The 12370-nt window shown below is 66.3% G+C and carries 13 protein-coding genes and 1 pseudogene; 10 read left to right on the top strand and 4 right to left on the bottom strand.

The genetic code is table 11. The annotated features are described in order from the left end of the window. From JWQ81_RS33880 to JWQ81_RS33850, 7 genes and pseudogenes are all read left to right on the top strand, one after another. Positions 1 to 516 (top strand): alpha/beta hydrolase-fold protein (locus JWQ81_RS33880; protein ID WP_297547875.1); only part of this gene is annotated, 516 nt, incomplete at its 5' end. A gap of 825 nt (positions 517 to 1341) precedes the next feature. Beyond that, on the top strand, positions 1342 to 2535 hold the full coding sequence (locus tag JWQ81_RS33875) for an IS110 family transposase (protein WP_297547874.1): 1194 nt from the start codon (positions 1342 to 1344) through the stop codon (positions 2533 to 2535). Positions 2536 to 3021: 486 nt separating this feature from the next. Then, on the top strand, positions 3022 to 3552 hold the full coding sequence (locus tag JWQ81_RS33870) for a hypothetical protein (protein ID WP_297547873.1): 531 nt from the start codon (positions 3022 to 3024) through the stop codon (positions 3550 to 3552). A 349-nt stretch (positions 3553 to 3901) separates the two neighbouring features. Continuing rightward, the gene (locus tag JWQ81_RS33865; RefSeq protein WP_297547872.1) at positions 3902 to 4756 is read left to right on the top strand and encodes an SAM-dependent methyltransferase; all 855 of its coding nucleotides are present in this window, start codon (positions 3902 to 3904) and stop codon (positions 4754 to 4756) included. 723 nt (positions 4757 to 5479) lie between these two features. After that, positions 5480 to 6425, top strand: a pseudogene (locus JWQ81_RS33860) (IS481 family transposase); the annotation flags it as partial. A gap of 489 nt (positions 6426 to 6914) precedes the next feature. Continuing rightward, positions 6915 to 7091: a hypothetical protein gene (locus tag JWQ81_RS33855; protein WP_297547871.1), complete on the top strand. Its 177-nt coding sequence runs from the start codon at positions 6915 to 6917 to the stop codon at positions 7089 to 7091. A gap of 37 nt (positions 7092 to 7128) precedes the next feature. Next, entirely contained in the window at positions 7129 to 7434 is a 306-nt protein-coding gene (locus JWQ81_RS33850; RefSeq protein WP_297547870.1) for a hypothetical protein, read from the top strand. Positions 7435 to 7723: 289 nt separating this feature from the next. Here JWQ81_RS33850 and JWQ81_RS33845 read toward each other — a convergent pair whose 3' ends face one another. Together JWQ81_RS33845 and JWQ81_RS33840 are read right to left on the bottom strand one after the other, a co-directional pair. Beyond that, entirely contained in the window at positions 7724 to 7963 is a 240-nt protein-coding gene (locus tag JWQ81_RS33845; RefSeq protein ID WP_297547869.1) for a hypothetical protein, read from the bottom strand. 64 nt (positions 7964 to 8027) lie between these two features. Beyond that, positions 8028 to 8582 (bottom strand): hypothetical protein, encoded by a 555-nt coding sequence (locus JWQ81_RS33840; protein ID WP_297547868.1) that lies wholly within the window; start codon positions 8580 to 8582, stop codon positions 8028 to 8030. A 268-nt stretch (positions 8583 to 8850) separates the two neighbouring features. On the opposite strand from JWQ81_RS33840, the gene JWQ81_RS33835 reads away from it, so the two are divergent. Continuing rightward, positions 8851 to 9192 (top strand): Lsr2 family protein, encoded by a 342-nt coding sequence (locus tag JWQ81_RS33835; RefSeq protein ID WP_297547867.1) that lies wholly within the window; start codon positions 8851 to 8853, stop codon positions 9190 to 9192. A 35-nt stretch (positions 9193 to 9227) separates the two neighbouring features. On the opposite strand, the gene JWQ81_RS33830 is transcribed toward JWQ81_RS33835, so the two are convergent. Together JWQ81_RS33830 and JWQ81_RS33825 are read right to left on the bottom strand one after the other, a co-directional pair. After that, positions 9228 to 9353, bottom strand: coding sequence for a hypothetical protein (locus JWQ81_RS33830; protein WP_297547866.1), 126 nt, complete (start codon positions 9351 to 9353; stop codon positions 9228 to 9230). 925 nt (positions 9354 to 10278) lie between these two features. After that, the gene (locus JWQ81_RS33825; protein WP_297547865.1) at positions 10279 to 10884 is read right to left on the bottom strand and encodes a glycosyl hydrolase family 28-related protein; all 606 of its coding nucleotides are present in this window, start codon (positions 10882 to 10884) and stop codon (positions 10279 to 10281) included. A gap of 182 nt (positions 10885 to 11066) precedes the next feature. Between JWQ81_RS33825 and JWQ81_RS33820 the strand changes: the two genes are divergently transcribed. Further along, positions 11067 to 11276, top strand: coding sequence for a hypothetical protein (locus JWQ81_RS33820; protein ID WP_297547864.1), 210 nt, complete (start codon positions 11067 to 11069; stop codon positions 11274 to 11276). 290 nt (positions 11277 to 11566) lie between these two features. Next, positions 11567 to 12247, top strand: coding sequence for a hypothetical protein (locus tag JWQ81_RS33815; protein ID WP_297547863.1), 681 nt, complete (start codon positions 11567 to 11569; stop codon positions 12245 to 12247). Positions 12248 to 12370: the final 123 nt, after the last annotated feature.

Genomic DNA, 12370 nt, shown 5'->3' with positions numbered 1-12370 from the left:
GTCACGGTGTATGTGCCGCCGGATCCACCCGAGGCGGTCGTGTTCGCCGGTGATGGTCAGCTGATCTCGCAGTGGGGCGGCCACCTCGAAGCCGCCGACGTGCCGCCCACCATGATCGTCGGCGTCTATCGGACAGCCGACGACGACGAGATGGTGCGCATCCAGGAGTACTCACCGTCGTTGAACCCGCGGCGGTTCGCAGCGCACGAGAGGTTCTTCGTCGGGGACGTCCGCCGATGGGTGCGGTCGCGCTTCGGTGTCGCATTGCCCGCCGAACGCATCGTGGTGTGCGGCGTGTCGGCGAGCGGAGAGCTCTCGCTCGCACTGGGCCTTCGGCATCCGAACGTCTACGGTGCGGTGTTTTCCGCGTCGCCGGGTGCCGGTTACCGCCCACCTGCCGCGATGCCGAGCCCGCTACCGCGCGCCTATCTGGTCGCGGAACTCTGGAGCCGTTCTTCCTCAAGAACGCGATTCGGTGGGCGAATGCGCTGCGTGATGCCGGTGCCGACGTCGTGATGACTGAACGAGCCGGCGATCACGGCGACCCGTTCTAGGCGGCGGAGTTTCCGCTGATGGTTGCCTGGGCGTTCGGAAGCTGACCAGCACAGCCTCGAGCTGTCTTGGCGCTGTCGACGATGTCGGTCCGGACCTAGTTCGAACCTTGGCAGTCCGGAGCACGAACAGGCCCACGCACATCGCACGGCGCCGCCGCTGCGACGCTCTATGACCGCTGCGTCACCTGTCTCCAACCTTGGGCGCCAAGAAAGCTGTTCGTGAGACGGCGCGTCATGGCGCTCGTCTGGCCCTCTCCGTCACGGCACCCGCGTCGATCTGGTGAGTGCACCCCGATGGCTGGGGCTCGCCAAGGAGGCCGACGCGTCCCCAGAACGCGATGGCCACAGGATCAGTGCCGATCGGGTTACTGCTCCAGCGGTAGCCGTCCCCGCGTGCCTTCGCCGCAGCCACCAGGACGGTTCCGGCGCCACGGCGACGATGGGCGAATTCAACCGCGAGCCCCACGAGTACCGCACTGCGGTCGAGCTCGCACAACGCTAGCCGGATCCGACCGAAGACGGTTGCACCGTGCCGCAGCAGAATTGCGCCGACCCCCGTTACCTTTTTCGTGGCTCCTGAAACAGGGGCTCGTGGTCGCCAGGCCCGGCATGACTTAGTCCCCCAGTTTGAGTACATGATCCGGGGGGTGATGTCACCGGGTTTGGTGGCATCGAAGGACCGCTGATAGGGACACGGCCGCCGCAAGGCAGGTCTCGTCGTAACGTGGCTGCCGGCCTTTGATGCTCGACTGGCGAACCACGTACGACGAGACGAAAGACACCGCACGTGACCAGCAGCTACACCGTCTACCTCGGGCTCGACGTCGGCAAAGGCGAACACCACGCCGTCGGCCTGGACCCCACCGGCAAGCGACTGCACGACGCACCGCTGCCCAACACCGAACCCAAACTCCGCGCGATGTACGACAAACTCGCCAAACACGGACCGGTCCTGGTCGTGGTGGACCAGCCGGCCACCATCGGTGCGCTGCCGGTCGCGGTGGCCCGAGCCTGCGGCCACCAGGTCGCCTACCTGCCGGGACTAGCGATGCGCCGCATCGCCGACCTCTACCCGGGCAACGCCAAGACCGACGCCCGGGACGCGTTCATCATCGCCGACGCCGCCCGGACCCTGCCGCACACACTGCGCCAGATCGACGCCGGCGACGACGCGCTCGCCGAGCTCGATGTCCTCGTCGGCTACGACGACGACCTCGCCGCTGAGGCGACCCGGATCAGCAACCGCATCCGCGGGCTGCTCACCGGCATCCACCCCGCCCTCGAACGCGTCCTGGGACCCAAAGCCACCCACCTCGCGGTCCTGGAGATCCTCTCCCGCTGCGGCGGACCCACCGGGATCCGCAAAGCCGGCCGCCGGAAACTGTCCTCCATCACCACCAAACTCGCGCCCCGGATGGGCGCGAAACTGGTCGAGGACATCCTCACCGCGCTCGACGAGCAGACCGTCGTAGTCCCCGGCACCGCCGCCGCCGACACCGTCCTGCCCAGACTCGCAGACAGCCTGAAAAGTGTTCTGCTGCAACGAAACACCGTCGCCACTGAGGTAGAGGAGATCCTTGATGCGCACCCTCTTGCCCAGGTCCTGACCTCGATGCCCGGCATCGGCGTCAGGACCGCCGCCCACATCCTGCTCGAGATCGGCGACGCCTCGGCGTTCGCGTCCTCCGGACACCTCGCCGCCTACGCCGGGATCGCCCCGGTCACCCACCGCTCCGGCAGCAGCATCCGCGGTGAGCACCCCGCCAGAACCGGCAACCGGAAGCTCAAACGGGCGTTCTTCCTCGCCGCGTTCGCGTCCCTGTCCGACCCCACCAGCCGCACCTACTACGACAAGAAACGAGCCGAAGGCAAGAAGCACAACGCCGCCCTCATCTGCCTGGCCCGACGACGCTGCGACGTGCTGTTCGCCATGCTCCGCAACCGCGCCCACTACCAACATCCCGAACCCCACACAGCTTGACAACAACCATAGGGACACCCCCCCCGCGGGACCTGAGGTGGGAGGACGACGAGTTGCAGTCGGGTGTCGTCGATCTGGTCCTCGCGGACCTGTTGGGTGACTGATGGGTCGACCAGTGCCCAGCGTCCGCCGCGGTCGGGCAGGGCGTGGCACGCCTCGCACAGGTACTCGGGCGCGGCGTAGTCCTGACACCAGGTGCGCCGCATCCCACCGACCGCCAACTCGTGACCCCACGGGCAGAACGTCGGTCGCACCGCGCCCGGGCGAATCGAGACGCTCAGTGACTGGTCTGTCATCAGAGGCGTTTCGCCTGGGTGGCATTCGCAGGCGATCGGGTGCCTGCTGTCCGTACCAGTGATGACATCGGGGATGTCACGATAAAATCTCAGACGGTTGCGGGGAGTAATATTTTCCTGCGCTGTGAGGGCAGGCAAGTTCAACCCCTATGCCCAGTCACACCGGGGAAACCCAGGGAGGAGCTGCGCGATGGCCGGTCTAGGTCGGGACTTGCACCTGTCCGAGGGGCAGTGGAAGCCCTACGACGTCGCCGCCGACACCCCAACAGATGCCGGCGTCGGCACGGACCCAACGACGCAAGGGTGGAGGTCATTTCTTCACCTGGGCTCGGAGGAATCCGGTGGCTTCTGCATCGATGTCTGGGAACGCAGCCACCCCGTCACTCACCCGGGCTACCTGATTGCCATCAGCGGCGAACAGTCGAGCTCGCCCTACCTGAAGGTCGACACTCTTCCCGCTGTCATGGATCTGCTCGCGAAGTGGGCACCGGTTGTGCAGGCGTCCACCATCTCCCGTGTCGTGCGGGATCTGACCGACCCCACCTACACCCACGACGGCATCGTCGAAACCGTTGCTACCCGCGCCACCTGGGCAGTGCAGAACCGTATGCAGGACATGAAAAAACACCGCAACGACTGGGACACCGACGACAAGGAGAAACACCGCGCATCCGTCATACCCAACGGACACCACCGGAACCACCTACCGGGGCCACGCTAAAACGCGACGACCAATCCGGGTCCCCACGCCACGAGCGCCGGTTCACCGCGGCGGCGGCCGAGCGAAAGACGCGGGCACGACAGAAACGTGGTGGCGCCGCACTTCATCCGTTCGGATAACTGAGTGCTTTTTGTCCCGTGTGCCGTGACCGCGCGCCACCACTCGCCCGATGTAGACCCCGATCGAATGAGCGCTCTGCCGCCTGACGCTGCGAGGCGTAACCGTGTGTCGGGCAATCGTGGCAATGAGAGCTCTTACGGGACTCCAGGCGTGGTCGCTACGACTCCCAGATGGACACGCACCGCTAGCCTCTGTAGGTCGACCGTCATTTCCAGGCTGCGAGGTAGCGATGTCCCAGGACGTATACGGGTTCACGCCTACCTCGGTACCGATCGAGATCGACCCGGCCAGGGCCAGCATCGCCCGGGTCTACGACGCCGCGCTGGGCGGCAAGGACAACTACGCCATCGACCGTGACGTACTGCGGCACGTCGCCTCCGCCGTCCCCGAGGTCAACGACCTCGCGGTGTCCCACCACAGCTTCCTCACCCGGGCCTTGCGGTTCTGCGCCGGGCAAGGCCGCATCACCCAGTTCCTCGACTGCGGGTCCAGCCTGCCCGCCGCCGAGAACACCCACCGGATCGTGCAACGCATCGATCCGCACAATCGCGTGGTCTACGTCGACAACGATCCCGTCGCCCTCGCGTACGGACGCGTGTTCCTCGAGGAGAACGACAACACCCACATCCTCGACGCCGACATCTTCAACCCCGCGGAGGTACTCACCAGCGCCACCGTGCGCGCCCACATCGACATCACCGAACCCGTCGCGTTGCTCCACGTCGGCACGTTGCACCACTACCTCCGCGACGACGGCGCCGACATGATGAAGGACTACATCGACGCAATCCCGTCGGGCTCCTTCGTGGTGATCGCGCACTTCTTCGACACCGAAACCCCCGGCCTCAGCGAAGTCGCGCACACGATGCAAGACCTTTTCCTGGGCGGTCCCCTGGGCTCGGGGAGATTCAGGACCCGCGCGCAGATCATGGCGTTCGTGGCCGGTCTCGACATCGTGCCCCCGAACCCGAACAAGATTGGCGAGCTGGACCTGTGCGACAACTGGTGGCCCGACGGCCCCCAACTCACCCCGCTCAACCAGGTCCAGCGCTGCATCGCCGCCGTTGTCGGACGCAAACCCTAGCGTGAGACGACCACGCCTGTCTCACTCTTTGTGATCGACGCGCCACCCGCGAACGATCACGGCGATCTCCTCATCGCGGAGCCCTGGCAGCGGAACCGATTCGATGTCGCGTCGCCACGCGCGCAGAAGTAACCGCAGCGTGGCGCGAGAACGTCGCTGTGTGAACTCCACGATGTGATCCCACAATTGCCAGGGGCGCGGAGAAGGCACCTGCCGCGCTCGGTCTGTGTAGATCGGGTAGCAACTGCGCAGCGTTACCCCTTACCGGTGCCCCCGGCCCCTCGCGGGGGAAGGGGCCCCTGATCACTGAGCCCAGGCGCCCGCCCAACCGCGTTGACATCGCGTGGGTGGTGTCGCGCGCGGCCTGACGGCATAACCCAAACCGGAGCGCAAACGTACTAGCAGCGGCCAGGAGACGTTGCGGGCAAGGGCGGTGAGGAAAGCAATCGGCGAAGCTGCTCCGGTGAGACGGTGGGCGTACGCTGTTGGTCCCTGAGATCGTCGGCCCCGGCCACTGCCGCACATGTACCGAGCGCGAGGGGAAGACGGTGACGCTCTCCGTGATCACCCGCTTCGACGGCGATGCAGACATACGGCTGGATGTGCGGGGCCATGTGGTGGGCGCCGCAGCCGTCGACCTGCATTGACGTGTGAAGTCTCGCGACATGTCGGATCGATTGTTCTCGGCACATCTTGGACTCGGACCGGTCGTTGATCAGGGGTATGACAGTCGACAAGAGAAACCACGGGCAGGCGGATGACGGCGAGAACGCGTGGGTGGTCGAGCACCGGCTCAGCGCGGGTGCTGGAAGTGCTCAACGGGTCGCCGGTGGCAGAAGTCGCGATGCGCTATGGAGCATCGCGCCAGTCAATCTACAACTGGAAGGACCGGTACGAGCGCGACGGCCAAGCGGGCCTGAAGGATCGATCGCGGCGACCGCAGTCCAGTCCACAGAGGATGCCGGCCGAGGTCGAGTCGCACATCTGCGAGCTACGCCGGATGCACCCACGCTGGGGTGCCCGGCGCCTGGTGTTCGAGCTGCGCCAGCGCGGCGTGGAGCCGGTTCCCGTGCAGGCCACCATCCACCGCGCCCTGGTCCGCAACGGCCTGGTGGAGCCCCAGGAGCAGCGGCACAAGCGCAAGTACCGGCGCTGGCAACGTGAAGCGCCGATGCACCTGTGGCAACTGGATCTGGTCGGCGGGATCTACCTCGCCGACGGGCGCGAATGCAAGATGCTCACCGGCATCGACGACCACTCCCGCTACGTGGTGATCGCCGCGCTGCTCGCGGTGCCCAACGGGCGAGCGGTGTGCGACGCGTTCATCGCGGCGATGCACCATTACGGTGTGCCTTCGGAAGTGTTGACGGACAACGGAAAACAGTTCACCGGCCGGTTCACCAGGCCGCGCCCGGCTGAGGTCTTGTTCGAACGGGTCTGCAGGAAGAACGGCATCACCGCCCGGCTGACCAAGCCCCGCACACCCACCACCACCGGCAAAATTGAACGGTTTCATCAGACACTGAGGAGGGAGTTCCTCGACCACTGCGGGCCGTTCGCCGACCTGGCCGCAGGACAGGCCGCAGTCGACGCTTGGGTGCACGCCTATAACCACGTCCGACCGCATCAGGCCATCGACATGGCCACACCTGCGACCCTGTTCCGCCCCACACCACGAACCACCGACGCCGATGCCACCGGAGTTGCGGTTGTGCTGAACGCGGAGGGAGCACGCGAAGCCGTCGATCATGAAGTCGTCGACGTCACCGCGACGACACCGATGCCTGCGGCTGACGTCACCGCCGGTTCGATCAGTTCGGTCAGCGTCGACTACCGCGTCCCACCCAGCGGCAGCTTCGCGCTCGTCCCCAACGCTCAACAGATCTGGCTCGGGCCCCCGTGATGGCGTTATCCAGGTCGTGAAACAGACCTACCACATCAGCCCTGACCTAGTCGGCCGTCGCGTCACCCTGCGTCTCGACGGTCACCTGATGCACGCCATCGCCGACGATCAACTGGTTGGAAGTTGGCCATGTCCTGTCCCTGCCAGTGAGCTTGCCCAACTCCGCGGTGCTCGGCCGGCTGCGGGTCGGCTGCCCCAACTCAAGCCCGCACAGCGATCCGAGTCCAGCGTCGTGTTCCAGCCGACGGTGTCACGATGGTCGCCCGCCAACGACTCCGCATTGGCCGGACTCACGCCGGCAAGATCGTCACGATCGTCATCGAGGACACACATTTCCGTGTCCTGCACGGTGACGAGGAACTCGCCCTGCACGCTCGAGACCCACAAGCACGCCCGATCCGCATTACCGCCTACAACAGGCGATCGACCTGACCAATGCCCAACATCTCCCGAGAACATCACGTCAAAGATGTCCCAAGACCTCACACATCAGCATCTGCTGATCACAGAGGCGATCCTCCTGCATCGTCCCGATGCGCTCGTGATCGATCTTCGTCACGTCGTTGCCCTCAGCATTACAGGAATACGGACGCTGCTGACCGGCTATCTCACGGCGATCGACCGTGGCACGTCTTACCGCGTCCTGCACGCCCACGGCCAGGCCCGCCATATCATGCTGGCCACCGGCACTGTGGACGTGCTGGCCGACAGCGACGACCTCGGCGCTCTGCTGCTGGCCGTGCTGGCTCTCCCCGCTCCGAGCGCGCCATCGTGAAATTGGGCCAGGCTGGGAAAAACCGGCCGGAACACCGACGCGGCATGGTGGGGAGTTCCTCCGGTTGTGACACCGTTCGACGGTGAGCACACCTGGACGATCGCGGGCGCAGGGCATGGGGTTGCCCGTGACGTCGATGCCCCGGGCATGCCGGCAACCATCGTGCACTCGCGGCCATCGGCCCTGAACACGCCATGGACGAAGTCCTTCAGCCATCGCCGCCCGGGCTCCTCGGATCCACCTGCCGCCGCTGCTGATGGTCGTGCGCGCCACCCGGCTACTCCGACGATCATCCTAGATTTGTATCCCAGCCCGATACTCCGTGCTCGTGGCCGTTCGCATCACTCCCGTCCGCGGGCGGAAGACCAGACCTGCTCCTCGTCTGTCGTCCGCTGCCGCCGAGCGATTCCGCCTTGCGTATCAGCGCATCTCGCTCGGCGGTCCACGCTGCCACTTGTGCGACGGCTTCGTCGATCTCCTGCAGGGTGCGCAACAACTCGGCGTCGGTGTCGGCAGAGCGATCGGACATGCCCGAATGATATGTCTGCACCGGCGAGCTTGGCAGAGAGCCGAGACACGCCACCCGAACAGCGTCAGAGGGCAGTCACAATTCCCCGGTCTGCCAGATGCTGACTCAGCGCCGCGCGTACCCCGGACACTGCGGCGAACTCCAAGGTCACCGTCGCAGCGGGGACGTAGCGGTCCCGCTCAGCGGCACGCGAGCACGCCACGGTGGCCTGAATGCGGGTCCATCCATCGACCTGGCACAACAGCGCCCCCGTCGTCGCCGGCTCACCGGCGGCGGCTCGCCACTCGTGGTAGTGCGGGTGCCGCGATACCGCGTGCAACAACATCTGCAGCGCGACAAGATCGTGTCCCCGTACCGCGAAACCCGCGCCCGGCTGGACTAACAGTTCGTGTCCGCGGTGTTGCGGTGTCTTCGCTGGTGCCTGCGAGCTGATGATCACGGTGTCTTCGGTCATCTCGGCGCGCCATTGTTCCATCGCTGGCTCGGTGTCGAGAAGCACGTTCCAGCCGATCCTCTCGGGGCCGTGTCGGGAGTCTTGCGCGTCACGGTAGCGCTCCATGCCCCGGGCCAGTTCAGTGATCAACCAATCCGGTGAATCATCGATCCGGTTGGTGGGCACGGAGACCCACTCTCGATGTTCCGGTGAGCGACATCACGGCGAGTTCGCTGCCATGCGGCGGGAAGGTGCGGAGCTCGTGTGACCGAGGAATCGTGCCCCACGACCTGGACGTCCACCGTCGGCGACAGTTCGCAGCAATCACTGGCCGGAGAACATGTCCTCGGCGTGACTCGCGTTCTCGTCGTGTCGTCGGCGTCGGTCGCACGAAGCCATCACCTGTATAAGTGTTGTATGGCTGGCCGGTGAAGGAATCGGGGGTACCTCATCTATGGCCCGGGTGCTGGTGACTCGCCGGATCGATGATCTCGACGGCGGCGACGCGACGCAGACCGTGTTGTTCGCGCTGGCCGGTGTCGACTATGTACTCGATCTCTCGGACGAACACGCGGAGGCCTTGCGCGCGTTGCTCAGACGGTATGCCGCGGCCGGGCGGTACATCTGCGGTCACCGGATCAACCTCGACAAGCGCCGTCCCCGAGTCGATCGGGTGAGAAGTCAGCGGATTCGCATCTGGGCCCGGCGGAATGGGATTCCCCTCGTCGGCGACGGTCGCATTCCCGTTCGCATCATCGCGCTCTACGAACGACAGAACGGCCAGCGAGACACCTAGCCGGGCCACCGCAGGATCGTGCGTCCGGGACACGGTCAGGAGCTGGCGACGGTCGGTGGGGGCCCGGCGGCGAGGGAGAGCGTGCGCGTGAGCATCATCGCGACAGCCGTCAGCATCAGGGCGTCGATCAGGAGGTTGGCGGGTGGCTGGACCTGGGCCACCTGGTTCTGGCCGGGACAGCGACGGGTGGAGCGGCTGGCACGCGATGCCGGCGCGGCCGTGTTCGGCCAGCACGTCGCGGGGGACGGACTGTACGGAGGCCCGGAAGGCGCGCGCCGGATGTCCGGAAACCCTATCGAAGGCAGCGACCTCGTCGAGCTACTCTTCGCACAGGGTCTTGCTGGACCCGTTCGATCTTGCCGGTGGTTGTCGCCAGGTGGCGCTTGGCCAGCCGTTGGCTGAGGCCGTTTCCCGACAGATCCGTTCGGATGGCACTCAACCGGGATCGGGCGCGTGAAGCGTCCGGTGAACGGTTTCCGTTGCCAGTGAGCACTTCCGACGGGACGCTGCGGCAGAGCTTGTGCGCTCGATGGGCTCTTGATCCGAGCGTTCGTCAGATCCTCATCGCGTCCGATATCCCCGATGCCCCGGTCTCAGAGAAGGTGGCGACAGGGACCGTCGGTCGACCACGGAAAGTCCGCGTCGTCCGGCGGCTCCGGCCGATACTCTCCCCGTTTAAAGAGCCTCCTGTCCGCCGGCGCTGGCAACCCGCCGGCGTTGGGGTCGAGCGCCGCGCGACTGGTCCAGTCGACCACCACGTCGCCCGTGTCGGGGTCGAAGCACCAGGCTAAGCGCACCTGATGATCTTCAGTCGTGCGGACGTACCGTTCGGGGTTGAGCGCTCCCATAGCCATGACCCGCATCATTGCACTGATGCCACGGCGGCGAGTGGATCCGAGCGTTGCCCGGACTCCGGCATGATCGCCCTCACCGACGACGGTCTGTGTGCCCCGAAGATCACGAGAGGTGCCGGGAAGTCATGGCGTCTTGACGATCTCGGTGACCTCACCGCGGCGCACCACGTCCGGGCGGACGCAGGTCGAGCAGAGTGGTTCGGCGAGCGTTCCGCCGCGAAGGCGGGCGGTCTCACCGCAACCGGCGCAAGTGATCCACCGCTGTTTGCAGGCTCGGCACCAGGGTTTGCCGGTGGTCTCGGATATGAACCCTGGCCCTTGGCGGTTGCAGATGGCGCAGGTCACTGTTTTCCAGGGGCGGCAGCTCTCGCAGAGCGGTCCTTCCGGGGTCCGGATGCTGACACGTCGCCGCCGACCGCATCCTGTGCAGTCCTGCAGATTGGCGGGTTCGCTGACGTAGCAGTTTGGACACAGCGGGGGCGGCGGTCGTGTCGAGTATTCCGGACAGGTCCTCCCAGTGCGCCGCGCTCAGCGGCCGGGTCCGCTTACCCCGCTGGAGGCCGAAGATCAGCGGCGGGATGGCGGCGTGTGTCTCCAGGACCGTCGTCGTCGGGTTCTCCCCGACAAAGCGGATGTTGTCCCGGTCGACGACCACTGAGCGGCCGAACTGGTACCAGTTCGACGCCGCCGGGATCAGGACCGTGCCGCCGAGCCTCGGGTCGAGGTCGTCGATCGCCCGCTGGAACGCCGCGGAGCAGTCGGTGGCACCGTCGGGTACAGCACCGTAGTCGAGCACGTTGACCGACAGCTTCGTGCCGGCCGCCTGGGAAGTGGTCATGCCGAAAGAAAGTAGACGCGGACGAGCCCGCGCCGCCCGCCTGTTCGGGCAACCGTCCGGTCAGCCTGAGGTACCGCGGAGACCGTCCCGACAACGGCCCCACGTTAGGAACGACACGCTGACGACGACGCACAGGCACAGGCCAGCCCCGCGCCAACGTTGACTCGGCCGACCTGCCACCAATGGGGTTGCACCACAGAACGTCGGATAGCTGCGCAGCAGCGCGTACAGGTTGTACATCCGCTCATGAGCTGATCTCGGCATTCTTCGGCCCTGAGCGCACGGCGATCGCCGAGTGGATCCAGGAGGAGGAGAGCTGGTTCGTACACCGCTTTGGTGGTGACCTCGACGCCGACGACTTCGACGAGCTGGCCGCAACCGCGGTTGTGTGAACGCTCACGCAATTCGGCTCTGCCGCGGTTTTGGTGACCTGGTGACGGGCCGTGATGCCGCTGCTTGATCATGGGGCAGGTGCTTGTTGATCTTGAGGTGTTGCTGCCCCATCTACATGGCCTGTGCATCGAGCAGGTCGACTGCGGGACGGGCCAGGTGACGATCTCAGCTCGGCCGCCTCGGTCGAGGAGACCGGCGCGCGGTTCGTCGCGCTGCCCGGGGAGGCCGATTCGATATCGCGGAACTGGTCGCCCAGCACCCGGAGCGCGCCGCGCTCGAGCCCGGCCCGGTGGCGATGGCCTGGGATGTCACCCACGTGTTCATCAAGCCGATCCCGCTGCAGCACGCCGCGCTGCAGGAACTGCTCGCGGAGTACGACGGCGAACCGGTGGTGATCCTGCACGACACCTCCTACCTCGGTGCGATGCCCCTGGGGCTCGGCGCTCCCGGCGTCCGCCCGGCCGCGGTGATCGGGATCGGGATCGTGCCGCTCACCATGTCGAGCACCGACACAGGCCCCTTCGGCCTCGGGCTGCCACCGGACGCCTCGCCCGAAGGCCGTGCGCGCAACATCGAGGCGAACCGCGCGGTCCAGGGGACGTTCGCCGAAATCCAGAGCCTCGCCGCCGAGACCGTCCGTGCGACGGGCGCGACCCGGGAGCTGCCCTTCTTCCTCGACGCCGCGGTCACCGTGCCGGACCGCTACCTGCACCTGTCGATCGAAGATCTCGAATATCCGCGCAGTGACGCACCCGCGTCGCTGCGTTTCGTCGGCGCCGTGCCCGATGAGCGCTCGACGCGGTCCGTGCCGCTGCCCGAGTGGTGGCCGGAGGTGGAGGCTGCGGAGCGGGTGGTCGTGGTCACGCAGGGGACGATCGCGAATCACGACCTCACCGAGCTGATCGAGCCCACGCTCGAGGCTCTCGCGAACCTCGACGTCCTGGTCGTCGCGACCCTCGGACGTGACTGAACCGCCCCGGGTTCGGTAGAGACTCGCTGTTGGGTCAAGCGACCAGGCTGACCAGGTCACCGTCCGCGTACAAGGTCTCGAACTCCACAGGCGGACGGCCACCACAAGCCCCATGCAACCGGC

The sequence above is a fragment of the Amycolatopsis sp. genome (assembly GCF_025464955.1).
Lineage (GTDB): Bacteria > Actinomycetota > Actinomycetes > Mycobacteriales > Pseudonocardiaceae > Amycolatopsis.
The sequence above is the reverse complement of the archived record's forward strand: the minus strand, read 5'-3'. Positions and strand labels throughout refer to the sequence as shown.